18 protein-coding genes are annotated in these 25,434 nt (G+C 71.6%); 10 read left to right on the forward strand and 8 right to left on the reverse strand.

Annotated features, from left to right (window positions below; translation table 11 throughout):
* Positions 1-134: 134 nt before the first annotated feature.
* The 5 genes from ACIQ6R_RS23430 to ACIQ6R_RS23450 all read right to left on the reverse strand — a co-directional run bounded on the left by ACIQ6R_RS23430 (position 135) and on the right by ACIQ6R_RS23450 (position 4,946).
* Complete coding sequence (locus tag ACIQ6R_RS23430; RefSeq protein ID WP_404171218.1) at positions 135-1,316, reverse strand: ROK family protein; 1,182 nt, start codon at positions 1,314-1,316, stop codon at positions 135-137.
* Positions 1,317-1,555: 239 nt separating this feature from the next.
* Positions 1,556-2,233, reverse strand: coding sequence for a GntR family transcriptional regulator (locus ACIQ6R_RS23435; RefSeq protein WP_404171221.1), 678 nt, complete (start codon positions 2,231-2,233; stop codon positions 1,556-1,558).
* Positions 2,234-2,399: 166 nt separating this feature from the next.
* Positions 2,400-3,347 carry a beta-ketoacyl-ACP synthase III gene (locus tag ACIQ6R_RS23440; RefSeq protein ID WP_210961133.1) on the reverse strand — a complete coding sequence of 316 codons (948 nt, stop codon included), beginning with the start codon at positions 3,345-3,347 and terminating at the stop codon, positions 2,400-2,402.
* Positions 3,348-3,493: 146 nt separating this feature from the next.
* Entirely contained in the window at positions 3,494-3,637 is a 144-nt protein-coding gene (locus tag ACIQ6R_RS23445; RefSeq protein ID WP_404171227.1) for a hypothetical protein, read from the reverse strand.
* Positions 3,606-4,946 (reverse strand): OFA family MFS transporter, encoded by a 1,341-nt coding sequence (locus ACIQ6R_RS23450; protein ID WP_404171230.1) that lies wholly within the window; start codon positions 4,944-4,946, stop codon positions 3,606-3,608. Before ACIQ6R_RS23450 ends, ACIQ6R_RS23445 begins: the two co-directional genes overlap by 32 nt.
* Before the next feature lie 221 nt (positions 4,947-5,167).
* On the opposite strand from ACIQ6R_RS23450, the gene ACIQ6R_RS23455 reads away from it, so the two are divergent.
* From ACIQ6R_RS23455 to ACIQ6R_RS23480, 6 genes are all read left to right on the forward strand, one after another.
* Entirely contained in the window at positions 5,168-6,139 is a 972-nt protein-coding gene (locus ACIQ6R_RS23455; RefSeq protein WP_404171233.1) for a 2-dehydropantoate 2-reductase, read from the forward strand.
* The gene (locus ACIQ6R_RS23460; protein ID WP_404223148.1) at positions 6,136-8,058 is read left to right on the forward strand and encodes a molybdopterin oxidoreductase family protein; all 1,923 of its coding nucleotides are present in this window, start codon (positions 6,136-6,138) and stop codon (positions 8,056-8,058) included. Before ACIQ6R_RS23455 ends, ACIQ6R_RS23460 begins: the two co-directional genes overlap by 4 nt.
* Positions 8,039-9,877: an NADH-ubiquinone oxidoreductase-F iron-sulfur binding region domain-containing protein gene (locus ACIQ6R_RS23465; protein WP_404223149.1), complete on the forward strand. Its 1,839-nt coding sequence runs from the start codon at positions 8,039-8,041 to the stop codon at positions 9,875-9,877. The genes ACIQ6R_RS23460 and ACIQ6R_RS23465 overlap by 20 nt, the downstream gene beginning before the upstream one ends.
* Positions 9,874-10,734, forward strand: a complete 861-nt coding sequence (locus ACIQ6R_RS23470; protein ID WP_404223150.1) for a 2Fe-2S iron-sulfur cluster-binding protein — start codon at positions 9,874-9,876, stop codon at positions 10,732-10,734. The genes ACIQ6R_RS23465 and ACIQ6R_RS23470 overlap by 4 nt, the downstream gene beginning before the upstream one ends.
* Positions 10,735-10,754: 20 nt before the next feature.
* Complete coding sequence (gene fdhD / locus ACIQ6R_RS23475) at positions 10,755-11,603, forward strand: formate dehydrogenase accessory sulfurtransferase FdhD (protein WP_404223151.1); 849 nt, start codon at positions 10,755-10,757, stop codon at positions 11,601-11,603.
* A gap of 217 nt (positions 11,604-11,820) precedes the next feature.
* Positions 11,821-13,770, forward strand: coding sequence for an exo-alpha-sialidase (locus ACIQ6R_RS23480; protein WP_404223152.1), 1,950 nt, complete (start codon positions 11,821-11,823; stop codon positions 13,768-13,770).
* 15 nt (positions 13,771-13,785) lie between these two features.
* On the opposite strand, the gene ACIQ6R_RS23485 is transcribed toward ACIQ6R_RS23480, so the two are convergent.
* The gene (locus ACIQ6R_RS23485) at positions 13,786-14,889 is read right to left on the reverse strand and encodes a bile acid:sodium symporter family protein (protein WP_404223153.1); all 1,104 of its coding nucleotides are present in this window, start codon (positions 14,887-14,889) and stop codon (positions 13,786-13,788) included.
* A 153-nt stretch (positions 14,890-15,042) separates the two neighbouring features.
* Between ACIQ6R_RS23485 and ACIQ6R_RS23490 the strand changes: the two genes are divergently transcribed.
* The 3 genes from ACIQ6R_RS23490 to ACIQ6R_RS23500 all read left to right on the forward strand — a co-directional run bounded on the left by ACIQ6R_RS23490 (position 15,043) and on the right by ACIQ6R_RS23500 (position 18,922).
* Positions 15,043-15,924 (forward strand): LysR substrate-binding domain-containing protein, encoded by an 882-nt coding sequence (locus ACIQ6R_RS23490; RefSeq protein WP_404223154.1) that lies wholly within the window; start codon positions 15,043-15,045, stop codon positions 15,922-15,924.
* 251 nt (positions 15,925-16,175) lie between these two features.
* Entirely contained in the window at positions 16,176-18,002 is a 1,827-nt protein-coding gene (locus ACIQ6R_RS23495; RefSeq protein ID WP_404223155.1) for an AMP-dependent synthetase/ligase, read from the forward strand.
* Positions 18,003-18,085: 83 nt separating this feature from the next.
* Positions 18,086-18,922, forward strand: coding sequence for an aldo/keto reductase (locus ACIQ6R_RS23500; RefSeq protein WP_404171259.1), 837 nt, complete (start codon positions 18,086-18,088; stop codon positions 18,920-18,922).
* Between the two features lie 126 nt (positions 18,923-19,048).
* On the opposite strand, the gene ACIQ6R_RS23505 is transcribed toward ACIQ6R_RS23500, so the two are convergent.
* Both ACIQ6R_RS23505 and ACIQ6R_RS23510 read right to left on the reverse strand, forming a co-directional pair.
* On the reverse strand, positions 19,049-19,981 hold the full coding sequence (locus tag ACIQ6R_RS23505) for a class I SAM-dependent methyltransferase (protein ID WP_404223156.1): 933 nt from the start codon (positions 19,979-19,981) through the stop codon (positions 19,049-19,051).
* A gap of 161 nt (positions 19,982-20,142) precedes the next feature.
* Positions 20,143-21,873 carry a glycoside hydrolase family 6 protein gene (locus tag ACIQ6R_RS23510; protein WP_404171265.1) on the reverse strand — a complete coding sequence of 577 codons (1,731 nt, stop codon included), beginning with the start codon at positions 21,871-21,873 and terminating at the stop codon, positions 20,143-20,145.
* A gap of 512 nt (positions 21,874-22,385) precedes the next feature.
* On the opposite strand from ACIQ6R_RS23510, the gene ACIQ6R_RS23515 reads away from it, so the two are divergent.
* Positions 22,386-25,307, forward strand: coding sequence for a glycoside hydrolase family 48 protein (locus ACIQ6R_RS23515; RefSeq protein ID WP_404223157.1), 2,922 nt, complete (start codon positions 22,386-22,388; stop codon positions 25,305-25,307).
* Positions 25,308-25,434: the final 127 nt, after the last annotated feature.

The raw sequence follows: 25,434 nt of genomic DNA on the forward strand, positions 1-25,434 counted from the left end.
TCAGGGCAGAACGGAGCAGGGCAGGGCAGAGCAGGGCGCTGTGCTGGTGGAGCTCGGCAACCGAATGGTGCCTACGCGGGTGAAAGGCGGTGCTACGCGGGTGAAAGGGGTGCTACGCGGGTGAAAGGTGGTGCCTACGCGGGTGAGAACAGGTGGTCGCTGATCAGCCGGGCCGCGCCGATGACTCCGGCGGTGGGACCCAACTCCCCCAGTACGATGGGCAGGTTGCCGGTCGCCAGCGGCAGTGACTGGCGGTAGACCTGGGTGCGGATCGCGGCGAGCAGATTGTGGCCGAGGCCGGTCACCCCGCCGCCGATCACCACCAGACCCGGGTTGAAGAAGCTGACCAGGCCGGCGATGACCTGGCCGGTGCTGCGGCCGCCCTCCCGGATCAGGTCGAGTGCGGTGGCGTCGCCCGCGGCGGCCGCGGCGGCGACGTCGGCGGCGCTGAGGCCCCCGTTCGTCTCCAGACGGCTCGCGAGCTCGGCCGACAGGCCCTGCTGAGCGGCCTCCGTGGCGTCGCGGGCCAGTGCCGCGCCGCTGAAGTGGGCCTCCAGGCAGCCCCGGTTGCCGCAGGCGCACGGGCGCCCTTCGGGCACGGCCTGGATGTGCCCGATGTCGCCCGCGCTGCCCGTCGTCCCGCGGTAGACGTCCCCGCCGACGACGATGCCGCAGCCGATACCGGTACCGATCTTGACGACGAGGAAGTCGTGCACGGTGCGGGCGACGCCCGCGTGCTGCTCCCCCAGCGCCATCAGGTTCACGTCGTTGTCGACCATGACCGGGCAGCCGAGTTCCTGGCTGAGCGCCTCCCGCACGGGGAAGCCGTCCCAGCCCGGCATGATCGGCGGCGCCACCGGCACCCCCTCGGGGAAGCGGACCGGCCCCGGGACGCCGATGCCGGCGCCGTCGAAGCCTTCCGCGAGCCCCGATGCACGCAACTTGGCGGCCATGGCCAGTACTTGCTCGAAGACCGCGACCGGCCCCTCGCGTACGTCCATGGGCTGGTTGATGTGCCCGAGGATCTCCAGTTCGGCGTTGGTGACGGCGACGTCGACCGAGGTCGCGCCGATGTCGACGCCGAGGAAGCGCAGCTCGGGGTTGAGACGGATGTTGTGGCTGCGGCGCCCGCCGCGCGAGGCGGCGAGCCCGTCGGCCACGACCAGTTCCGTCTCCAGCAGCCGGTCCACCTCGACGGCCAGCTTCGACCGGGAGAGGTCGACCTGATCGCCGAGCTGGGCACGGGAGTTGGGCCCTCCGTCACGCAACAGCTGGAGCAGTCGCGCTTGGTGGGCGTTCGCGGGTCGTGCCGTCATGCGTCTCACGAGCCCCTCCCCGCCTCGATCGGCCTTGTGTGTGCCGGTTCCCGGCCACGTCCGTGGCTTGCTTTCGGAGGGAACGTAGCAGTGGGCGCCGGGCGTGGGAAGAAGTCACGCACGAATTACTGCGAACTTTCTCCACTGAGTGGACAAAGAAGTGCGGAGTGCTCGACTCCGCGGAACCCGACAGGGCCGCCCGGACATCGCGCCGGGCGGCCTGCGAACAGCCTCTGACCTTACGATTCCTCGCGCGCGTGGTACGAGCGCCGGGTATGTTCGGTGTGCTCGCGCATCAGCCGGGTCGCCGCCTGCTCGTCCCGGCCGGTGATGGCGGCGATCAGGCCGCGGTGCTCGATCCAGGACTGCTTGCCGCGCTGCCGGGCGATCGGCGTGTAGTACCAGCGGACCCGGCGGTCGACCTGTGCGGCGAGTTCGGCGAGGACGGCGTTGCCGGCCAGCTCCATGATCTTCGCGTGGAAACGGGCGTTGACGGCGACGGCGGCGTCCACGTCGTCGGCGGCGACCGCCCGCTCCCCCTCCTCGCACAGCTCCTCCAGGGCGGCCACGCCGGCGCTGGACGCGTTGGCCGCGGCGAGCCGGGCCGCCTCGGCCTCCAGGAGCGTACGGACCGTCAGGAGCTGGTCGGCCTCCTCCTCCGTCGGCTCGTGCACGAACGCACCCTGCGCGGGACGCAGATCGACCCAGCCCTCGGTGTTGAGCCGCTGCAGGGCCTCCCGCACGGGCTGCCTGGACACACCGAGGTGACCGGCGAGTTCGCTCTCGACGAGATGCTGGCCGGGCTGGAGGGCCCGGGTGGTGATCAGTTCGAGCAGCGCCTCGTAGACGCGGTCACGCAGCGGGCCGGGTCGTTCGAGCTTGGGCACCGCGCCCTGCGGCAGTCCTGCGGACAACATCGGTCCCCCTCGAAAGCGATCCTGCGCGAGCGGTACGACACAAGCAACGACAACGACCCGTACCGGTACGCCGAGTATCGATTGTCTTTCGTCTACAGTCTACGGCGCCCGGGCGTCGCGGGGCCGAGAGTGGTCCACGTCACGCTCCGAGCTCCGCCGGGGGTGTTCAGGGACAGCGGACGACCTGCCCGGCGTAGGAGAGGTTCCCGCCGAAGCCGAAGAGCAGCACCGGGTCCCCGGTGGTGATCTCGCCGCGCTCCACCAGCTTGGAGAACGCGAGCGGGATGCTCGCCGCCGAGGTGTTGCCGGACTCGACGACATCGCGGGCGACGACGGCGTTGACGGCGCCGATCTTCGCGGCGAGGGGTTCGATGATGCGCAGGTTCGCCTGGTGCAGGACGACCGCGGCGAGGTCGGCCGGTTCCAGCCCGGACCGCTCGCAGGCCTGGCGGGCGATGGCGGGCAGCCGGGTGGTCGCCCAGCGGTAGACGCTCTGCCCCTCCTGCGCGAAGCGGGGCGGTGTGCCCTCGATACGGACCGCGTCCCCCATCTCGGGCACCGACCCCCACAGCACGGGGCCGATCCCCGCCTCCTCGCCGGGCGCGCAGGCCTCCACGACGGCCGCCCCCGCCCCGTCGCCGACGAGCACGCAGGTGGTGCGGTCGGTCCAGTCGGCCACCTCGGACATCTTGTCCGCGCCGATGACCAGGGCCCTGCTCGACGAGCCGGCCCGCACGGCGTGGTCGGCGGTGGCCAGGGCGTGGGTGAAGCCGGCGCACACGACGTTGAGGTCCAGCGCGGCGGGCCCGGGGATGCCGAGGCGGGCCGCCACGCGGGCGGCGGTGTTCGGGGAGCGGTCGATCGCGGTGGAGGTGGCGACCACGACCATGTCCACGTCCGCGGGCGTCAGCCCGGCCGACGCGAGCGCCTTCGCGGCGGCGTGCCCGGCCAGCTCGTCGACCGGCTCGTCGGGGCCGGCGATACGGCGGGAGTGGATACCGACCCGGCTTCTGATCCACTCGTCGCTGGTGTCGACCATTCCCGCCAGGTCCTCGTTGGTGAGGACCCGGGCGGGCTGGTAATGGCCGAGGGCGCTGATGCGGGAGCCGTGCATGGGTGGTGTCCTCGTTGCCTCGGGTACGGGATCCACCAGTGTGATCAGTGACCGACGGGTACGACGGCAGGTGATACGACAGGAAACGGGCGCCCGGCTTGTCGGCTTCGGTCAGCATCCCGGGCGCCCTCCCCCGCGTCCTGACCTCAGCCGGTGAACAGCTGGGTCGCCTTCCGGACGAGTTCGTACAGTCCGTAGGCGAGCGGTGCGCCCACCCAGAACCAGGTGAAGGCGATCAGCGGGCGGCGGTCGGGCAGGTCAGGCGGACTCTGGCTGCTGTCGTCGGACATCGTTGCCCTCCTTCGGTGCCGGGGCGGCGGATACGTGGTGGCGGGCGTGGACCGGACGGACGAGTTCGTTGGCGACGAAGCCGACGACCAGCAGCCCGATCATGATGACGAAGGACGTTCCGTACAGGGCGGAGCCGTGCCGACCGGCCTCCTCCTGCCGGTCGGCGATCCAGTTCACGATCAGCGGCCCGAGGACGCCGGCCGTCGACCAGGCGGTGAGCAGCCGCCCGTGGATCGCCCCGACCTGGTAGGTGCCGAAGAGATCCTTGAGGTAGGCGGGGATCGTGGCGAAGCCACCGCCGTAGAAGGACAGCACCACCAGGGCGCACAGGACGAACAGCGGCTTGGAGGAGTCGCCGAACAGGGCGATCAGCGCGTACATCAGCGCGCCGACGCCGAGGTACACGCGGTAGATGTTCTTGCGCCCGATCAGGTCGGAGGTCGAGGACCAGCCGATCCGGCCCGCCATGTTGGCCGCCGAGAGCAGGGCGACGAATCCCGCGGCGGCGGTCACCGACACCGGCGTCGAGGTGTCGGCGAAGAAGTCCGTGATCATCGGCGCGGCCTTCTCCAGGATGCCGATGCCGGCCGTGACGTTCATGCAGAGCACGACCCAGAGCAGCCAGAACTGGGGGGTGCGCACGGCGCCGCGCGCCGAGACCTGGACGCCGTCGAGCGCGACCGCCCCGCCGTCCGCCCGTTCCTTCGGGCGTGGCACCCGTACCAGCAGGACGCCCAGCAGCATGAAGACGGCGTACGTCAGTCCGTGCACGAGGAAGGCCAGGGCGATCCCCGAGCTGTCGGTGCCGAAGGACTCCAGCATCTGCGCCGACCAGGGCGAGGCGATGAGCGCGCCGCCGCCGAAGCCCATGATGGCGATGCCGGTGGCCATGCCGGGGCGGTCCGGGAACCACTTGATCAGCGTGGAGACGGGCGAGATGTAGCCGATGCCGAGGCCGATCCCGCCGACGAAGCCGTAGCCGAGGACGATCAGCCAGTACTGCTCCACGGCCGCGCCGAGCGCGGAGAGCAGGAAGCCGGACGAGAAGCAGACCAGGGCGACGGTCATCGCCCAGCGCGGTCCGTGGCGCTCCACGAGGGTGCCGCCGAAGGCGGCGGAGAGCCCGAGCATGACGATGCCGAGCTGGAAGGGGAGCGCACTCTGCGTGCCGCTGAGGCCGAGCGCGGACTCGAGGGGCGGTTTGAACACGGACCAGGCGTACGCCTGGCCGATGGAGAGGTGGACCGAGAGGGCGGCGGGGGGAACGAGCCAGCGGCTCCAGCCCGGGGGTGCGACGGGGGGACTCATGAGTCCCCAACCGTAGGCAGCGGGAAAGCGGTTGAGAAGGCAGTTGAGCAGACAACCACCGTCCTTGCACAAAGCCTTGCCCTTGCGCGAAGCCTTGCTGGGTCAACTTCCATACTGTAGACAATATTTCGTCGACAGTACCGCAGAACCCGACGCCGGGTCGGAATCGGGTTCGGTCGGCGGTTCCTCGGTATCCCTCGACCGAACGGAGCTCCCTCGCCATGAAAGTCGCAGTCCTCGGCGCCGGGGCGATCGGCGCCTACGTCGGCGCCGCGCTCCACCGTGCGGGCGCCGACGTGCATCTGATCGCCCGTGGACCGCATCTGGCGGCCATGAGGCAGTACGGGGTACGGGTGCGCAGCCCGCGCGGCGATTTCACCGCGCACGCCCACGCCACCGACGACCCGGCCGAAGTCGGCCCGGTCGACTATGTGTTCCTGGGCCTGAAGGCCAACTCGTACGCGGCGTGCGGGCCGCTGATCGAGCCGCTGCTGCACGACTCCACGGCGGTCGTGGCCGCCCAGAACGGCATCCCCTGGTGGTACTTCCACCGGCACGGCGGCCCGTACGACGGACGCCGCCTCGAGAGCGTGGACCCGTCCGGCGCGGTCAGTGCGGTGCTCGCGCCCGAACGGGCCGTCGGCTGCGTCGTCTACGCCGCCACCGAACTCGAACAGCCGGGTGTGGTCCGGCACCTGGAAGGCACCCGGTTCTCGATCGGCGAGCCCGGCCGCGATGTCTCGGCCCGGTGTCTGGCGCTCAGCGAGGCGATGCGGTCGGGCGGCCTGCGGTGCCCGGTCGAACCGGACCTGCGCAATGACATCTGGCTGAAGCTGCTCGGCAACATCTCCTTCAACCCGATCAGCGCCCTGGCCCGCGCCACCATGCGGCAGATGTGCCTGCACGGCGGCACCCGCCAGGTCATCGAGACCATGATGGCCGAGACCCTGGCGGTCGCCGAGGCCCTCGGCTGCGAGGTCGGCGTCTCCATCGAGCGACGCCTCGCGGGCGCCGAGAAGGTCGGCGACCACCGCACCTCCACGCTCCAGGACCTGGAGCGCGGCAAGCCGCTCGAACTCGACGTGCTCCTCGCGGCCGTCGTCGAACTGGCGGAGATCACCGGCGTGGACGTGCCCACCCTGCGCACCGTGCACGCCATCTCGGACCTGCTCGCGCTGAGGAGCGCCGCATGAGGAAACGGCAACCGAAGACCTACACCCGCCTCACCCACCCGCTGGTGCGCGACTCCCGCGACGCGCCGTTGCGCCGGGCGACCTGGGACGAGGCCCTGGACCGGACCGCCCGGGGCCTGACGGCGGCGCGCGGCGCGTTCGGCATGTTCTCCTGCGCGCGGGCGACCAACGAGATGAACTACGTGGCGCAGAAGTTCGCCCGGGTCGTCATGGGCACCCACAACGTCGACTCCTGCAACCGCACCTGCCACGCGCCGAGCGTCGCCGGCCTGTCGGCCGCCTTCGGCTCGGGCGGCGGGACCTCCTCGTACGAGGAGATCGAGCACACCGACGTGATCGTGATGTGGGGATCCAACGCCCGCTTCGCCCACCCGATCTTCTTCCAGCACGTGCTGAAGGGCATCCAGGGCGGCGCCCGCATGTACGCCGTCGATCCGCGCCGCACCTCCACCGCCGAGTGGGCGGAGAGCTGGCTCGGCCCGAACGTCGGCACGGACATCCCGCTGGCGCACGCGATCGGCCGCGAGATCATCCACGCCGGGCTCGTCAACGAGGCGTTCGTCGGGCGCGCGACCACCGGCTACGAGGAGTACCGGGCCCTGGTCGAGCCGTGGACGCTCTCCCTCGCCCAGAAGGTGACGGGCGTACCGGCCGCCGCGATCCGCGACCTCGCGCACGCCTACGCCCGCGCCGAGCGCGCCCAGTTGTGCTGGACCCTCGGCATCACCGAGCACCACAACGGCACCGACAACGTCCGCGCGCTGATCAACCTCTCCCTGCTCACCGGCCACGTCGGCCGCTACGGCTCCGGGCTCCAGCCCCTGCGCGGCCAGAACAACGTGCAGGGCGGCGGCGACATGGGCGCGATCCCCAACCGGCTGCCCGGCTTCCAGGACGTGCTCGACCCCGAGGTCCGGGCGAAGTTCGAGACGGCCTGGGACACGGTCGTCCCGCCGCACCACGGCCTCACTCTGACGGAGATGTTCGAGGCCATGGACGACGGCACGCTGCGGGCCGTCTACTGCATCGGCGAGAACCCGGCGCAGTCGGAGGCGGACGGCGAACAGGCGGTACGACGGCTGCGGGCGCTGGACTTCCTCGTCGTGCAGGACATCTTCCTGACGAAGACCGCCGAACTGGCCGACGTGGTCCTCCCGGCGACCGCCGGCTGGGCCGAGACCGACGGCACCACCACCAACAGCGAGCGGCGCGTGCAGCGCGTCCGCAAGGCCGTGACCCCGCCCGGGGAGGCACGGGAGGACGTCGACATCCTCTGCGACCTGGCGGCCCGCCTCGGCCACGACTGGAAGTACGCCGACGCCGAGGCCGTCTGGAACGAGCTGCGGTCCCTGTCGCCGGACCACCACGGGATGACGTACGCGCGCCTGGAGGAGCACCAGGGCATCCAGTGGCCGTGCCCGAGCACCGAGGAGCTGGAACCGACCTACCTGCACGGCAGGCTGTGGGAGCCGGACCCGGACCGGCGCGGCCCGCGCGCGCCCTTCGGCATCGTCCGGCACGACCCGCCCGTGGACCTCACCGACGAGGAGTACCCGATCAGGCTGACCACGGGCCGGCGGCTCGACTCCTACAACACCGGTGTGCAGAGCGGTGGTTACTCGTCTCCTCTCCGCCGCGGCGAGTCCGTCGAGCTGTGCCCGGAGGACGCCGAACGCTACGGAGTGGTGGTCGGCGAGGAGGTGCGGGTGGCCTCGCGGCGCGGCTCGGTGGTCGCGCCCGTGTGGGTCGACACCGCGCTCCGCCCCGGGCTCGCCTTCATGAGCTTCCACTTTCCCGACGAGGTGGACACCAACCAGCTGACCATCGAGGCCAACTGCCCGATCGCCGGGACGGCGGAGTTCAAGGCCTCGGCGATCCGGATCGAGAAGGTGAGCACCGGTGGACCTGCGCTTCGGTGACAGCGAGCCGACGGACGAGGAACGCGCGGCCGTCGACGCCCTGCTCGGCCCGCCCGAGTCGTCCTGGGAGGGCGCCGCCCGCGAGGGGACGGACGCCGCCGACCTGCGCTGGGCGCGCGGCGGACGGGCGGCCCGGGACCGCCGCGACCTGCTCCTGCCGGGGCTGCACGCGTTGAACGACCGGGTCGGCTGGATCAGCGAGGGCGCCCTGGACTACCTGTGCCGACGCCTGACGGTGCCGCCTGCGGAGGCGTACGGGGTCGCCACCTTCTACGCGATGTTCTCGGTCCGCCCCCGCCCGGCGACGGTGCTCCACCTCTGCACCGACCTGGCCTGCGCGGCAGCCGGAGCGGGCGACCTGTGCGCGGCCGTGGAGACGCGACTGGGACCGGCAAGCGGGGTGCGGGTCGAGCGTGGCCCGTGCCTGGGCCTGTGCGAGCGGGCCCCGGCGGCTCTGGCGGTCCGCGCGGGCCGATCGGGGCAGCGGGCCACCGCCGTATGCGCCCCCGCCACTCCCGACACCGCCGTCCGCGCCGCCACCGCCCCCGAATCCGCCCCCGCCGAACCCCCGCCCGCCGCGGCGGTCCCCCAGACCGGCGAGTCCCCCCTGACCCTCCTCGCACGCGTCGGCACCACCGACCCCGCCGCCCTGGACGACTACCGCGCCCACGGCGGCTACACGGCCCTGCGCCGCGCCTTCGAGCTGGGCCCGGCCGGCGTCATCCGCGAGGTCACCGACGCGGGCCTGGTCGGCCGCGGCGGCGCCGCCTTCCCCACCGGACGCAAGTGGCAGGCGACGGCCGCCCAGCCCGACCACCCGCACTACCTCGTCTGCAACGCCGACGAGTCCGAGCCCGGCACCTTCAAGGACCGCGTGCTCATGGAGGGCGACCCGTACGCGCTCGTCGAGGCGATGACGATCGCCGCGTACGCCACCGGCGCGCACAAGGGCTACCTCTACCTGCGCGGCGAGTACCCGCGCGCCCTCGCCCGCCTCACCCACGCCATCGCGCAGGCCCGCACCCGGGGCCTGCTCGGCGACGACGTCCTCGGTCAGGGCTACGCCTTCGACATCGAGATCCGGCGGGGCGCGGGCGCGTACATCTGCGGTGAGGAGACGGCCCTGTTCAACTCCATCGAGGGCTACCGGGGCGAGCCCCGCTCCAAGCCGCCGTTCCCCGTGGAGAAGGGGCTGTTCGGCAAGCCGACGGTGGAGAACAACGTCGAGACACTGGTGAACGTGCTGCCGATCCTGACCATGGGCGCCCCGGCGTACGCGGCGATCGGCACGGCGACCTCCACCGGCCCCAAGCTGTACTGCGTGTCGGGCAGCGTGGACCGCCCCGGCGTCTACGAGCTGCCGTTCGGCGCCACTCTGGGCGAGCTGCTCACGCTCGCCGGAGTGCGCGGGGGTCTGCGGACGGTACTGCTCGGCGGCGCGGCGGGCGGCTTCGTGCGCCCCGACGAACTCGACATCCCCCTCACCTTCGAGGGCACCCGACAGGCCGGCACGACGCTCGGCTCCGGAGTCGTCATGGCCTTCGACGACACCGTCCCGCTGCCCCGGCTGCTGCTGCGCGTCGCGGAGTTCTTCCGCGACGAGTCGTGCGGGCAGTGCGTGCCGTGCCGGGTCGGGACCGTGCGCCAGGAGGAGGCGCTGCGCCGGATCGTGGAGCGCACGGGTGCCGCCGCGGCCGACGACATCGCCCTGCTGCGCGAGGTCGGCCGCGCGATGCGGGACGCCTCGATCTGCGGTCTCGGGCAGACCGCGTGGAACGCCGTGGAATCCGCCATCGACCGTCTGGGGGCGTACGAATGACCGCGATACCGCTCGGAGTGCCGCGCCGGCTGGTGGAGTTCACCCTCGACGGCCAGGAGGCCCGGGTCCCCGAGGGGTCGACGATCCTCGACGCCTGCCGGGCCGCCGGGACGGACGTCCCGACCCTGTGCGAGGGCGACACCCTCACCCCGAAGAACGCCTGCCGGGTCTGCGTGGTGGAGGTCGAGGGCGCCCGGACCCTCGCGCCCGCCTGCTCGCGCAGGGCCGAGCCGGGCATGGTGGTGCGGACGGACACCGAGCGCGCCCGGCACAGCCGCAAAGTCGTCCTCGAACTGCTCGCCTCGTCGGTCGACCTCTCCACGACCCCCGCCGTCGCGCAGTGGATCAAGGAGTACGAGGCGAAGCCCGACCGCTTCGGCCCGGACGCCGCCCGCGTCGACGAGGAACCCAGGATCGACAACGACCTGTACGTGCGCGACTACGGCAAGTGCATCCTCTGTTACAAGTGCGTGGACGCCTGCGGCGAGCAGTGGCAGAACACGTTCGCGATCTCCGTCTCCGGTCGCGGCTTCGACGCCCGGATCTCGGTCGAGCGGGACGCCCCGCTGACCGACTCGGCGTGCGTCTACTGCGGCAACTGCATCGAGGTCTGCCCCACGGGCGCCCTGTCGTTCAGATCCGAGTTCGACATGCGCGCGGCGGGCACCTGGGACGAGGGGCGGCAGACGGAGACGACCACGGTGTGCGCGTACTGCGGAGTGGGCTGCAACCTCACCCTCCACGTGCAGGACAATGAGATCGTGAAGGTCACCTCGCCGCACGACAACCCGGTGACCCACGGCAACCTCTGCATCAAGGGCCGCTTCGGCTACCAGCACGTACAGAACCGGGACTGACCGGCACAAGGGGCACGGACATGGGACGAGTCACGGAACGACGCAAGGTGATCCGCGTACGGGACGGCGCGGTCTCCACCCGCCCGGACACGCTCGTCGCCGAGGAACCGCTGGAGATCCGGCTGAACGGCAAGCCCCTCGCGATCACGATGCGCACTCCGGGCGACGACTTCGCGCTCGCGGCCGGTTTCCTGGTCAGCGAGGGGGTGCTCGCCGAGCGGGGCGACCTGCAGAACATCGTCTACTGCGCGGGCGCCACGGCCGACGGAGCCAACACGTACAACGTCGTCGACGTCCGGACGACCCCGGACGTCCCGGTCCCGGACATCACGCTGGAGCGGAACGTCTACACGACCTCGTCCTGCGGCCTGTGCGGCAAGGCCAGCCTGGACGCGGTGCGCACGACGGCCCGCTGGCCCATCGCCGACACTCCCCCGGTACGCGTCACCCCCGAGCTGCTGGCGGACCTGCCCGACCGGCTGCGCGCCGCCCAGCGGGTCTTCGACCGGACCGGCGGCCTGCACGCGGCGGCCCTGTTCACCGAGGACGGTGAGCTGGTGGACGTACGGGAGGACGTGGGCCGGCACAACGCCGTCGACAAACTGGTCGGCCGCGCCCTCCAGAACGGGGACCTGCCGCTGTCCCGGTCGGTCCTGCTGGTGTCGGGCCGGGCCTCCTTCGAGCTGGCGCAGAAGGCCGTGATGGCGGGCATCCCGGTGCTGGCCGCGGTGTCGGCGCCGTCCTCGCTCGCGGTGGACCTGGCCGCCGAGACGGGGCTGACGCTGGTGGGCTTCCTGCGCGGCAGCTCCATGAACGTGTACGCGGGTGAGGACCGCGTCGCCCTGCGGGCCGCGGCCGCCCGGGGCTGACCCGGTTCCCGCGTCACGGCGGCGGGGCCCCGACCGGCGGGGAGCGCCCCCTGCGCCGCAGGGGCCCCGTCTCGAGTGCCTTTTCCCGGGCGCCTTCCCAGGCGCCGTCGGGCGACACGCGCGTGGATCACACGGGGCGTATCGGGCGGGAACGTCCTGATGTACTGATGTCCTGACGACCGGCTCCCGACCAGCCGCTTGAAGGGCAGACCGTTCCATGCCGTCACCTCCCCGCGCGCTCCCGCGCTCCCCCCTGCTCGCCCTCGCCTCCCTCTTCGCCCTGGCCGCCTCCACGCTCCCCGCCCACGCCGAATCCGGGGTCCGGGCGCCGGAGTTCGAGCAGCAGGTCCTCTTCAAGGCGGACCAGGACCCGGGCGGCTACGCCTGCTTCCGCATCCCCGCGATCGTGCGGACGACGGACGGCACCCTGCTGGCCTTCGCCGAGGGCCGCGTCCTCGACTGCGGGGACGCCGGTGACATCGACATCGTCGTCAAGCGGTCCACCGACGGCGGACGCACCTGGGGGCCGCTCCAGGTCGTCAACGACGGCGGCGGCGACACCCACGGCAACCCCGCCCCGGTCGTGGACCGCACCACCGGCCGGATCCTGCTGGTCGAGACGTACAACGCCGGCCGTACGGACGCCGCCGGCTGCGCGGTGCCCTGTGCCCGCACCCCCCACCTCCAGTACAGCGACGACGACGGCCGCACCTGGTCCGCGCCCCGCGACCTGAGCGCCGACATCCTGCCGCCCGACTGGGACTCCTGGTACGCGACCGGCCCCGTGCACGGCATCCAGCTCACCGGCGGCAGCCACCCCGGACGGCTCGTCGTCGGCGTCAACGCCGAGACCTGGGACGGTGAGCGAAGCGAGATGGGGGTCCCCCCGGCCGGAGGCTGGGGGAGGGTCACCGCCAACCACGCGGCGCTCGTGGTCAGCGACGACGGGGGCGAGCACTGGAAGGTCGGGGCCACCGACACCTGGCCCGTCGCCGCCGACGGCACGTTCCGGCAGAAGCCGTCCGAGGTCACCCTCACCGAACGCGCCGACGGGTCGCTCCTGGTCAGCGGCCGGGAGGAGAACGGCACCGACCTCGGCCACCGCACCCTGGCCGTCAGCCGAGACGGCGGCGACAGTTTCGCCGCGCCCTTCCAGGCCCTCCCGGACCTGTACACCCCGCAGGTGCAGGGCGCCGTGCTCCGCCTCGGCGACCGGATGCTGCTGTCCGCCCCCGCCGACCCCGACCGCCGCCGGACGATGACGGTCCGCTCCTCCTACGACGGCGGCGCCACCTGGGACAGCGTGGACCGCGGCACGGTCGTCACCCGGGACTGGTCCGGCTACTCCGACATGGTGGCCGTCGACGACGCGGCGGTGGGCCTGCTGTACGAGGCCGGGGCGGTGGACGCCCGCGACGAGATCCGCTTCGCCCGTTTCACCGAGGACTGGCTCCAGCCGCGCCGGGCCGCCGACCCCACCACCCCCGACCTCGCCGCGGGTGCCGCGCCCGCGGTCGTGCTCGGCGGCGCCGGTACGACGGACGGCGCGGTGAGCGGCGCGGTGGGCGGCGCGGTGGGCGGCGCGGTGGGCGGCGCGCTCTCCTTCGACGGGGCCGACGACGCGGTGCGGCTGCCGTACGACGAGCGGCTGCCGCTCGGGGCCGGGGACTTCACGGCGTCGCTGTGGTTCCGGTACTCGGCGGACGACGGGGAGCAGCCGCTGCTGTGGATGGGCGGGGTCGGCACCACGCAGCCCCAGGTGTGGCTGCGCGCCGAGCCCGGCAACGGCCGCGTCCAGGGGCTGATCACCACGCGTGAGGGCGGGGCGGCCCCGCGCTCGGCGTGGGTGCGCACCGACCGCGCCCACAACGACGGCCGCTGGCACCACCTCGCGCTGCGGCGCGGCGAGGGCAGGCTCACGCTGTTCGTCGACGGTACGACGGTCGACGCGGCGGACGTGCCGGGCTCGGTCAGCCGGAACTCGCCGTTCGGCGTGCACATCGGGGAGCGCGTGGACGGCCGGGCCCGCTTCACCGGCTCGATCGACGAGGTGCACGTCTGGAACCGGGCACTGACCGACGAGGAGATCGCCACCGGTAATCCGCCGTCGGCCCTCGGGAACACCGTGCTGCACCTGCCCATGGACAGCGTGACGGCGGGCGGCTGAGAGGGCCCTCGCCGCTCAGCGCCTCCCGGTGCCGACCCTGGTGCGCGCCGGGGCGGCGGGCTTCCCGGACGCCCCGGCCTCCTCGGGCTGCCCCGGCTGCCCTGCCTGCTCCGACTGCTCCGACTGCTCCGACTGCTCCGAGGCGACCGCCTCCGGGTCCTGCGACCGGCGCTTGGCGATGACCGCGCACACCATCAGCTGCATCTGGTGGAAGAGCATCAGCGGCAGCACGGCCAGTGAGGCCTGGGCGCCGAACAGGACGCTCGCCATCGGCAGCCCCGCGGCGAGGGACTTCTTCGACCCGGCGAACTGGATCGCGATCCGGTCCTCCCGGCCGAAGCGCAGCGCCTTCGCCCCGTACCAGGTCAGCAGCAGCATCACGGCGAGCAGCACGGCCTCGACGGCGAGCAGCCCGGCCAGCCGGACCGGGCTGACCTGATGCCAGACGCCCTGGACCATGCCCTCGCTGAACGCCGTGTAGACGACGAGGAGGATCGAGCCGCGGTCGACGAGGCCGAGGACCCTCTTGTGCCGGGCGACGAAGCCCCCGATCCAGCGGCGCAGCACCTGCCCGGCGACGAACGGCACCAGCAGTTGCAGCACGATCTTGACGACCGAGTCGGCGGAGAACCCGCCCCCGCCCCCGCCCAGCAGGGCGGCGGCCAGCAGCGGCGTGACGACGATGCCCACCAGCGAGGAGAAGGAACCCGCGCAGATCGCGGCGGGCACGTTGCCGCGGGCGATGGAGGTGAAGGCGATCGACGACTGGATGGTCGACGGGACCAGGGTGAGGAAGAGCAGCCCCTGGTAGAGGGGGTCGGTCAGGAAGACCGGGACGAGTCCGCGCGAGGCGAGGCCGAGCAGCGGGAAGACGACGAAGGTGCAGGCGAGCACGGTGACATGGAGCCGCCAGTGCCGCAGGCCGTCCATCGCCTCACGGGTGGAGAGCCGGGCGCCGTAGAGGAAGAAGAGGAAGGCGATCGCGGCGGTGGAGGCACCGGAGGCGACATCCGCTCCCGTGCCGCGGGCCGGCAGCAGCGCGGCGAGGCCCACCGTCCCGAGCAGCAGCAGGATGTACGGGTCGATCGGCAGCCGACGCGGCCATCGCAGGCGTTTCACGGTGCTCCACTTGCTCGTTCGCTGTCTTGTGCACTGTCGTCCGAAGGTCGGGGACGGGTCACGGGTCCCCGGTCCATCCTGCTCTCTCACCGGGCGATCGGGAATCCCGTATACCGCTCTGACTGTCATCGCGTTCTGCGATAGGCTGGAGTGGTGTACGCCCCTTCCCACCTGCGCACGTTCCTGTCGGTGGCCCAGACGCTGAGCTTCACGCAGGCCGCCCGGCGGCTCGGGCTGCGCCAGTCGACCGTGAGCCAGCACGTGCGGCGGCTGGAGGGCGCCACCGGCCGGCAGCTGTTCAGCCGCGACACGCACTCCGTGGAGCTGACGGAGGACGGCGAGGCGATGCTCGGGTTCGCGCGCCGGATCCTGGAGGTGCACGAGCAGGCGACGGTCTTCTTCACCGGCACCCGGCTGCGCGGGCGGCTGCGCTTCGGGGCGTCCGAGGACTTCGTGCTGACCCGGCTGCCGGAGATCCTGGAGGGCTTCCGGCACGAGCACCCCGAGGTGGACCTGGAGCTGACGGTGGAGCTGTCGGGCACGCTGCACGAGCAGCTGGCCGCCGGGAAGCTCGACCTGGTGCTTGCCAAGCGACGGCCCGAGGACCCGCGGGGCGAGCCGGTCCGGCGCGACCGGCTGGTGTGGATCGGCGCGGAGCGGCTGCGCGTCGACCCGGACCGTCCGGTGCCGCTCATCGTCTATCCGCCGCCGGGCATCACCCGCGCGCTCGCACTGGAGGCCCTGCGGCGGCAGGGCCGCGAGTGGCGCGTCGCGTGCACCAGCGGCAGCCTCAACGGCCTGATCGCGGCGGCCCGCGCGGGCCTCGGTGTGATGGCGCACTCGCGCGGGCTCGTCCCGCCCGGCCTGGTACGGGTGCCGGAACGGGCCGGACTGCCCGAACTGGGCCGTGTCGACTTCGTGCTGGTGCACGGCAGGCGCCACCCCTCGGCGCGGGGCGCGGCCGACGCCCTCGCGTCGGCGATCCTGGCGGGCGGCGACCGGCTGCACCGGCCTCGGAGCGCGGGCCTCGGGTGACCCGGACAGCCGTCGGAGCCACCCACCGTACCGGCGGTAAGCGGGTCGTACAGATTCCGTGGAGATTACGGCACCGAAACTTACTCAACGGTCAGGAATGTGTCCGACCCTTCCCCATGTGGGCGCATTTTCCCTTGCTGACCAGCGCGAACATGAGCCCTGTTCGATTTTGACGCCCCTCCCGCACCCACGCCGGGTGGGGTAGCTTTCACCGCGCTGCGCGGGGCGTCACCAGAAGCGGGGAGCGGGGTTTGCGCGAGTTCACCAGTCCTCCGTCGACGTCGGCACCACCGGTGGGCGGTCTGGCCGACGCCGTCTTCCGGCATGCCCAGGAGGATCCGCGGCACATCGCGCTCGGCCGCAAGGACGACGCCGGGCGGTGGCGGGACGTGACCGCCGGCGCGTTCCGCGACGAGGTGCTGGCCCTCGCCAAGGGGCTGCTCGCCCAGGGCATCCGCTTCGGCGACCGGGTCGCCATCATGTCCCGCACCCGCTACGAGTGGACCCTCTTCGACTTCGCGCTGTGGACGATCGGGGCCCAGGTGGTGCCGATCTATCCGACCTCGTCGGCCGAGCAGTGCATGTGGATGCTGTACGACGCCGAGGTGACGGCCGCGGTCGTGGAGCACGAGGACCACGCGATGACGATCGCCACCGTCATCGACCGGCTGCCGCACCTGCGCGGTCTGTGGCAGCTCGACTCCGGCGCCGTCCAGGAGCTGTACGACGCGGGCGCCCACCTGGACGACGAGGTGGTGCACCGGCACCGGAAGGCGGTCACGCCCGACACGCCCGCCACCGTCATCTACACCTCGGGCACCACCGGCCGCCCCAAGGGCTGTGTCATCTCGCACGGCAACTTCATGTACGAGGCGGACACCGTCATCGAGCGCTGGGAGCCGGTGTTCCACTCCAGGAAGGGCGACGAGGCGGCCACCCTGCTCTTCCTGCCGCTCGCCCACGTCTTCGGCAGGATGGTGGAGGTCGCGGCGATCCGGGGCCGGGTCCGCTTCGGCCACCAGCCGCAGCTGAACGCCGCCGCCCTGCTGCCCGACCTCGCGGCCTTCAGACCGACCTTCATCCTGGCCGTGCCGTACATCTTCGAGAAGGTCTTCAACGCGGCCCGGCGCAAGGCCGAGAAGGAGGGGAAGGCCGGCCCCTTCGAGAAGGCCGTCGACGTGGCCGTGAAGTACGCGGAGGCGGTGGAGGCGAAGGCCTGGGGCATCGGCCCCGGCCCGTCGGCGGGGCTGCGCATGCAGCACCAGCTCTTCGACAAGCTCGTCTACGCCAAGGTGCGGGCCGCGATGGGCGGACGCATCCGCAACGCCATGTCGGGCGGCTCGGCGATGGACCGGCGGCTGGGACTGTTCTTCGCGGGCGCGGGCGTGCAGATCTACGAGGGCTACGGCCTGACCGAGTCCACGGCCGCCGCCACCGCCAACCCGCCCGAACGCACCCGCTTCGGCACCGTCGGGGTGCCCGTCCCGGGCGTCACCGTGCACATCGCGGACGACGGCGAGATCTGGCTGAACGGCGACAACGTCTTCCAGGGCTACCTGAACAATCCCAAGGCCACCGACGAGACCCTCCAGGACGACTGGCTGGCCACCGGTGACCTGGGCGCCCTGGACGAGGACGGCTACCTCACCATCACCGGCCGCAAGAAGGAGATCCTGGTGACCTCCGGCGGCAAGAGCGTCTCCCCCGGACTGCTGGAGGAGCGCGTGAGGGACCATCCGCTGGTCAACCAGTGCATCGTCGTCGGCAACGACCGGCCCTACATCGCGGCCCTCATCACCCTCGACCAGGAGGCGGTCGAGCACTGGCTGACGATGCGCAACAAGCCGCGGATGCCTCCGGCCGAGCTGGTGCACGACACCGATCTGGAGACGGAGGTGCGGCGCGCGGTCGTCGCCGCCAACACGCTGGTGTCGCAGGCCGAGTCGATCCGCACCTTCCGCATCCTCGCCCAGCCGTTCACCGAGGAGCACGGGCTGCTGACCCCGTCGCTGAAACTGAAGCGCAAGGCCATCGAGAAGGCCTACGGCAGCGAGGTCGAGGCGCTGTACACGGCGTGAGTTCGCCGGTCAGGAATGCGTCGACGGCCGCGATCGTTGACGATATGAGTACCACCTGACCACAACCGAAGGATCAAGAGCTCGTGAGCAGCAAGGTCCCCCCGATCATCCTGAACAACGGCGTCGAGATGCCCCAGCTGGGCTTCGGCGTCTGGCAGGTGCCGGACGACGAGGCCGAGACGGCCGTCGCCCAGGCGCTGGAGGCCGGGTACCGCAGCATCGACACAGCGGCGATCTACGGCAATGAAGAGGGCACCGGCAAGGCGATCGCCGCCTCCGGCATCGCCCGCGAGGACCTCTTCGTCACCACCAAGCTCTGGAACAGGGACCAGGGGTACGACTCCACCCTCCGCGCCTTCGACACCTCGCTGGCGAAGCTGGGCCTGGAGTACGTCGACCTGTACCTGATCCACTGGCCCATGCCGGCCAAGGAGCGGTACGTCGACACGTACAAGGCGTTCGAGAAGCTGCACGCCGACGGCCGGATCCGCGCCATCGGCGTCTCCAACTTCCACCCGGAGCACCTGGAACGGCTGATCGGCGAGACGTCGGTCGTCCCGGCCGTCAACCAGATCGAGCTGCACCCGCACCTGCAGCAGCACGCCGCCCGCGAGTACCACGCCGAGCAGGGCATCGCCACCGAGGCGTGGTCCCCGCTCGGCTCCGGCAAGGGCATTCTGGAGATCCCGGCGATCGTGGCGATCGCCCAGAAGCACGGCCGCACCCCGGCCCAGGTCGTGCTGCGCTGGCACCTCCAGACCGGCAACGTGGTGATCCCGAAGTCCGTGACGCCGTCCCGGATCAAGGAGAACATCGACGTGTTCGGTTTCGCCCTGGACACCGAGGACCTCGCGGCGATCAGCGCGCTGAACGAGGACCGGCGCCTGGGCTTCGACCCCGCGGAGTTCAACGGGGAATGAGACGTCGTCCCACGTGCGGGGGCCCGGTCGGTGCGACCGGGCCCCCGCGCGTCTTGGTCGGGCTGCCCCAGCGGCCGTACGACCACGGCGTCGACTCTCGCGGTCGAGTACCGCGGTCAGGGCGGCTCAGGAAGTCCGCTGGGCCGTGTAGACCGTGTGCGCCAGCAGCACGAACACGTCCTGGCGCCGGTGCACGCTCGCCTCGTCCCCCGGGTCGAGCAGCCGGTCGAGCGGCGTCCGGTCCACGGCGTCGAGGCCGTCCCCGATCCGGTCCCGCAGCCGGGACAGGGAGGTGGTGACGTACGCGCGGGCCCCGTCCGTGAGCGGCGCGGGCAGGTCCAGCAGGAAGCTCCGGGTGCCGGTGTGCTTCAGGCCCGCCGCGGTCAGCATCGCGGGCCAGTCCTCGGTCTCGGCCACGGTGCCGGGCAGGCTCGCGCGCATCTCGGCGAACGATTCCTCCTCCACGGCGTGCATCCTGGCCTGCAGCCCGGGACGCCCGATGCCGATGTCGCGGGGCAGGAACCGGGCGGGCAGTCCGCCCTCCAGGACCGCCAGCGTGCCGCCGGGCGCGAGGTGCCCGGCGAGCGCGGCGAGGGCCGCTCGCTGGTCGCCGAGGTGGTGCAGGCTCTGGCTGGCCCACATCAGGTCGGCCGGGTAGTCCAACTCGCCCAGTACGCCGGGCAGGTCGCCGGTGAGGGTGGAGAAGCGGTCGCCGACACGGAGCCGGGCGGCACGGTCGCGGGCCCGGTCCAGCAGCGGTCCGGCACCGTCGGCGGCGACGACGCGTGCGCCGGGGAAGGTGTCGGCGAACAGGCAGGAGACGACGCCGGGGCCGCTGCCGACGTCGACGACCAGGCCGGGCTCGGGCACCTCGCGTGCGAGCCAGGTCATGGCCTGCCGGTACAGCGGCGTGTACAGCTCCGCCTGCGCCTCCAGCAGGGGGGCCATCTCGGCCCAGTCGAGCTGGTCGTGGTCGTGGTGGTCGGGTCCGTGTCCGTGGCCGTGCTCGGGTACGGGGTGGTCGTGCTTGTGCTGCTGGTGTCGGTGGTCGTGCGCCATGGTGGTCAGCCTCCCGTTCGCGATGCCGCCAGGGTGCGACGACTCACGGCGCCGGGGCAAATCTTGTTGCCGCTATCGCAAAAACCCGGGCGCCGCCCGGGCACCACCGGGGCCCGGCCCGAAGGCCGGACCCCGACGGCGTCACCTACGCGGGAACCCGCTCACGAAAGCGGCGGGTAGGCGTTCTTCATCAGCTCCTGGAACTGCGCGGAGAACCAGTGCCCGGACACCGGGGCGTTACCCAGGGCGCCCGACGGGTTGTTGCCGTTGCGCGCGTTGCCCTCGTACGTGGGGTCGCACATCCGGTCGAAGCCCTTGCCCTCGTCGTTCGGGATCTCCTCGCTCGCGCCGTCGGACTCGCCCGGGGGCTTCATCCACACGTACGCGTCGATCCCGGCGGCGGGAGAGGCCTGCGGGCGCTCGCCGAGGCCGGCTCCGGACTGGTTGCACCAGTTGCCGAGGTGGATACGGCGGTCGTAGCGCCCACCGTCCACGTAAGTGTTCACGTCGGTCGTCGCGCCCGGTCCGGTGGGCCGGTCGGCGCCGCCCCAGCCGTTGCGGGAGGTGTCGATCAGCATGCCGAGGTTCTGGTCGAAGCCGATCGAGACCAGCTTGTCGCGCATGGCCTGGGCGTAGGACAGCTCGTCGGTGTACTGGTTCCAGTCGACCCAGTCGGACTGGCGCACGGGGGTTCCGTTCACCGAGTCCGTGATCTTGAAGTTCTCCTCCTTCAGGGCGCTGTAGTTGGCGGTGTTGACGATGAAGCCGTGCACGTCGGCGACGGTCGCCCCCTCGGTGGTGGCGGCGGTCTTGAACATGTCGGCGGAGGGGCCGAAGTTGCTGTCCCAGCCGAGCCAGCCGTGGTGGCCGGCGTCGACGTAGTTGTAGACGTTGTCGATGTCGCCGAGCTTGTTCAGGGCGTAGCCGACGCCCTTCTGGTAGTTGCCGTTGGCCTTCATCACGTCGCAGTTCTCCGTGGCGGTCGGCCGCCCGGAGACGTTGGTGACGAGGTTGGGCAGCGAGTCGATCTCGACCGTGGTGACGATCCTGAGGTCCGCGTACTTCGGGTCGGCGAGGATGGCGGCGATCGGGTCGATGTACTCGGTCTTGTACTTGCCGATCTCCGTCGGGCCCAGCTCGCCGTTGGAGGCGAGGGCCGCGCAGTCGCGGCCGGGCAGGTTGTAGATGACGAGCTGGACGGCGAGTTCGCCGGATCCCTTCTGCGTCAGCGCCTCGTCGAGGTGGTCACGCAGGCCCATGCCGCCGTTCACGCCCTCGATGGCGGCGATCCGGTCAAGCCACACGCCGGTGGGCTGGTCGGCGATCCGGTCGCCACCGGGTTCGGCGGCGGCCTTGGCGGACCACTCCGGGTTCACGTAGACCTGGGCGCCGTCGTAGGGGTTGTTCACCCGGTCGGAGGGACCACCGGGGTCCGGCGGGTCGGTCGGGCCCGGCGGATCCGTCGGGCCGCCGTCGTCGACGTTGCAGGTCACGCCGTTGAGGGTGAAGGTGGCCGGGATCGCGTTGCTGCCGCTGTAGGTGCCCTGGAAGCCGAAGCTCGCCGAACCGCCCGTGGACAGGGTCCCGTTGTAGGACTCGTTGGCCGCGGTGACGGCGGCACCGCTCTGACTGACCTTCGCGTTCCAGCTGTTGGTGACCTTCTGGTTGCCGGCGTACGTCCACCCCAGCGACCATCCGGAGGTGGCGGCGCCGTTGTTGGTGACGGTCACGGCGGCGGTGAAGCCGCTGCCCCAGTCGTTCTGCACCTCGTAGTCGACGGTGCAGGGGACGGCCGCCGCGCCGGCGTTCGCGGACTGGGCGGCGAAGGCCGTGCCGGAGGCCCCGGCGACCAGCGCCAGGGCGGCGAGCATCGCGGTTCTGCTACGGGTCATGAGTGCGGGTTCCTTCTTTCGTGGGGGTGCGGGTGCTGTCGTCCGGGGCCGTGCGCATGCCGGGCGCGGCCCGCTGCCGGACGGCATGGGGTGCCGTCGCGTTCGGAGGTCAGGAACGGCCCGCGGGCACGGTGGGACCGCCCGGGGATCGTGCGGGCCGGCACGCCGGCCGAAGAGGCGTCGGACGGGCCGCGACCGCGGCTAAAAGTCCTGAACGCGTGAGGTGGAGCGGGGGGTGTCGCATGAGCGACTCCTTGCAGTTCGGGCGCGCCGTGACGGACGCGTCGACTGATGGAACCGCTCCCACTGGTGCCAGCGAAGGTAGCGCCAAGTGACGGCAAAGAACAGGGGAGTTACTGACTTTCTCTCGACGGCACCTGTCGAATCTTTTCGACTCGCCACACATCTTGACCGCTCCTGGACCTCTCATCACTATGGGAGCGCTCCCACTGGTTCAAGGCTTGTTGCTCCTCCCCCGCCCCCTCCCCGAGCCGCAAGGAGGAACCAGCACCATGCATCCCCGACACAGACCCGGTCGCCGCACCGCGCGGCGGCTGTGGACGGCCGCGCTGGCGGCCCTCGCGCTGCCTCTCGCGATGATGACCACCGGCTCGACACCCGCCCAGGCCGCGGCACTTCAGTGCAGCGTGGACTACCGGACCAACGACTGGGGCGCGGGCTTCACCGCGGAGCTGACACTCACCAACCGCGGCGGCGACGCCATCGACGGCTGGACGCTCACATACGACTACGCGGGCAACCAGAGGCTGACCAACGGCTGGAACGGCACCTGGTCCCAGTCGGGCCGGACCGTCACCGTGCAGAACGCCTCGTACAACGCGCGGATCGCCGCCGGGGCCGCCGTCTCCACCGGTGGGCAGTTCACGTACAGCGGCACCAACGCCGCGCCGACGAACTTCGCGATCAACGGCACCGCCTGCCTCGGCGCGCACCAGCCGCCGATCACCGTGCTGACCAGCCCGGAGGCGGGCGCGGTGTACTCGCAGGGCGAGGCGGTCCCGCTGGCGGCCACGGCGGCAGCGGCCGACGGCGCCACGATCAGCAAGGTGGAGTTCTACGACGACACCAGGCTGCTGGCCACCGACACCAGCTCGCCCTACGCGTACTCCGCCTCCGGCTTGACCGTGGGCAGTCATTCACTGGTGGCCAAGGCCTACGACAGCATGGGCGCCTCCGCGGACTCCACACCGGTCGGCATCACGGTCGCCTCGGGACCGACCGTGGTGGCGGCACCCGCCCAACTGGGTGTCCAGCAAGGCGAGTCGGGGACGTACGAGGTCAAGCTCTCCAAGCAGCCGACCGCGAACGTGGCCGTCACGACGGCCCGCACCAGCGGCAACACCGGCCTGACCGTCACCGGCGGGGCGGCCCTCACCTTCACCCCGTCGAACTGGGCCACCGCCCAGCGGGTGACCGTGACGGCCGACGCCTCCGGCACCGGCTCGGCGGTCTTCGAGTCCACGGCCCCCGGCCACGGCAAGGCCACGGTCAACGTGACCCAGCTGGCCGCCGCCAAGGACTACGACGCCCGCTTCCTGCAGCTGTACGGGAAGATCACCGACCCGGCGAACGGCTACTTCTCGCCTGAGGGCATCCCGTACCACTCGGTGGAGACGCTGATCGTCGAGGCGCCGGACCACGGGCACGAGACCACCTCCGAGGCGTACAGCTACCTGCTGTGGCTGCAGGCCATGTACGGCAAGGTGACCGGCGACTGGACCCGGTTCAACAACGCATGGGAGATCATGGAGACGTACATGATCCCCACGCACGCCGACCAGCCGACCAACTCGGCCTACAACGCCTCGAAACCGGCGACCTACGCACCCGAGCTGGACACGCCGGAGGAGTACCCGGCGCCCCTGGACGGCGCGGTCTCCGTCGGCCCCGACCCGATCGCCGCCGAGCTGAAGTCGGCGTACGGCACGGACGACGTCTACGGCATGCACTGGCTCCAGGACGTCGACAACACCTACGGCTACGGCAACTCGCCCGGCAAGTGCGAGGCGGGCCCGTCGGACACCGGCCCCTCCTACATCAACACCTTCCAGCGCGGCGCACAGGAGTCGGTGTGGGAGACGGTGCCGCAGCCGACCTGCGACGCGTTCAAGTACGGCGGTCCGAACGGCTACCTGGACCTGTTCACCGGTGACGCGTCCTACGCCAAGCAGTGGAAGTTCACCAACGCCCCGGACGCCGACGCGCGCGCCGTGCAGGCCGCGTACTGGGCGGACAAGTGGGCCGAGGAGCAGGGCAAGGGCGACGAGATCGCCGGCACCCTCGACAAGGCCGCCAAGATGGGCGACTACCTGCGCTACGCCATGTTCGACAAGTACTTCAAGAAGGTCGGCAACTGCGTGGGGCCGACCAGCTGCCCGGCCGGCACGGGCAAGGACTCGTCGCACTACCTGCTGTCCTGGTACTACGCCTGGGGCGGCGCCGTGGACACCTCGGCGGGCTGGGCCTGGCGCATCGGCTCCAGCCACACCCACGGCGGCTACCAGAACCCGCTGGCGGCCTACGCGCTGAGCACCTACGACGACCTGAAGCCCAAGTCGGCCACGGGCGCCTCCGACTGGGCCAAGTCCCTCGACCGGCAGGTGGAGTTCTACCGCTGGCTCCAGTCCGACGAGGGCGCCATCGCGGGCGGCGCGACCAACAGCTGGGCGGGCCGGTACGCGACACCGCCGGCCGGTACGCCGACCTTCTACGGCATGTACTACGACGAGAAGCCGGTGTACCACGACCCGCCGTCCAACCAGTGGTTCGGCTTCCAGGCGTGGTCCATGGAGCGGGTCGCCGAGTACTACCAGCAGAGCGGCGACGCCGACGCGAAGGAGGTCCTGGACAAGTGGGTCGACTGGGCGCTGTCGGAGACGACGGTCAACCCGGACGGCAGCTTCCGGATCCCCTCGACGCTGCGGTGGTCGGGCCAGCCGGACACCTGGAACGCCTCCTCGCCGGGTGACAACAGCGAACTGCACGTCACCGTCTCGGACTACACCAACGACGTCGGCGTGGCGGCGGCGTACGCCAAGACCCTGACGTACTACGCCGACCGCTCGGGCGACACGGAGGCGGCCGAGACCGCCAAGGCGCTGCTCGACGGCATGTGGGAGAACAACCAGACCGCGCTCGGCATCGCCGTCCCGGAGACCCGCGCCGACTACAACCGCTTCGACGACCCGGTGCACGTGCCGAACGGCTGGACCGGGACCATGCCGAACGGCGACACGATCGACGCGTCGTCGACCTTCTCCTCGATCCGCTCCTTCTACCAGGACGACCCGGCCTGGTCGAAGATCGAGAGCTATCTCGCGGGCGGCGCCGCGCCCACGTTCACGTACCACCGGTTCTGGGCCCAGGCGGACATAGCCCTCGCCATGGGCTCGTACGCGGAGCTACTCGAATAGTCCCCCGCTCTCCGCGTACCGGGCCGGGCGGCTCCTCCCACACAGGAGCCGCCCGGTCGTCGCGTGTGAGGGCGCGTGCCGCCGTGCGTCCTCCGCCGCCCGTCCTCTCGGTGTCCAGTGCGCCCGT

It is taken from the genome of Streptomyces sp. NPDC096048, from assembly GCF_044763415.1.
Lineage (GTDB): Bacteria > Actinomycetota > Actinomycetes > Streptomycetales > Streptomycetaceae > Streptomyces.

Excerpts from the sequence above, each read along its gene's own strand:
- ACIQ6R_RS23430 (WP_404171218.1), bottom strand. The coding sequence starts at position 1,316 with ATGACGGCACGACCCGCGAACGCCCACCAAGCGCGACTGCTCCAGCTG.
- ACIQ6R_RS23435 (WP_404171221.1), bottom strand. The coding sequence starts at position 2,233 with ATGTTGTCCGCAGGACTGCCGCAGGGCGCGGTGCCCAAGCTCGAACGA.
- ACIQ6R_RS23440 (WP_210961133.1), bottom strand. The coding sequence starts at position 3,347 with ATGCACGGCTCCCGCATCAGCGCCCTCGGCCATTACCAGCCCGCCCGG.
- ACIQ6R_RS23445 (WP_404171227.1), bottom strand. The coding sequence starts at position 3,637 with ATGTCCGACGACAGCAGCCAGAGTCCGCCTGACCTGCCCGACCGCCGC.
- ACIQ6R_RS23450 (WP_404171230.1), bottom strand. The coding sequence starts at position 4,946 with ATGAGTCCCCCCGTCGCACCCCCGGGCTGGAGCCGCTGGCTCGTTCCC.
- ACIQ6R_RS23455 (WP_404171233.1), top strand. The coding sequence starts at position 5,168 with ATGAAAGTCGCAGTCCTCGGCGCCGGGGCGATCGGCGCCTACGTCGGC.
- ACIQ6R_RS23460 (WP_404223148.1), top strand. The coding sequence starts at position 6,136 with ATGAGGAAACGGCAACCGAAGACCTACACCCGCCTCACCCACCCGCTG.
- ACIQ6R_RS23470 (WP_404223150.1), top strand. The coding sequence starts at position 9,874 with ATGACCGCGATACCGCTCGGAGTGCCGCGCCGGCTGGTGGAGTTCACC.
- fdhD (WP_404223151.1), top strand. The coding sequence starts at position 10,755 with ATGGGACGAGTCACGGAACGACGCAAGGTGATCCGCGTACGGGACGGC.
- ACIQ6R_RS23480 (WP_404223152.1), top strand. The coding sequence starts at position 11,821 with ATGCCGTCACCTCCCCGCGCGCTCCCGCGCTCCCCCCTGCTCGCCCTC.
- ACIQ6R_RS23505 (WP_404223156.1), bottom strand. The coding sequence starts at position 19,981 with ATGGCGCACGACCACCGACACCAGCAGCACAAGCACGACCACCCCGTA.
- ACIQ6R_RS23510 (WP_404171265.1), bottom strand. The coding sequence starts at position 21,873 with ATGACCCGTAGCAGAACCGCGATGCTCGCCGCCCTGGCGCTGGTCGCC.
- ACIQ6R_RS23515 (WP_404223157.1), top strand. The coding sequence starts at position 22,386 with ATGCATCCCCGACACAGACCCGGTCGCCGCACCGCGCGGCGGCTGTGG.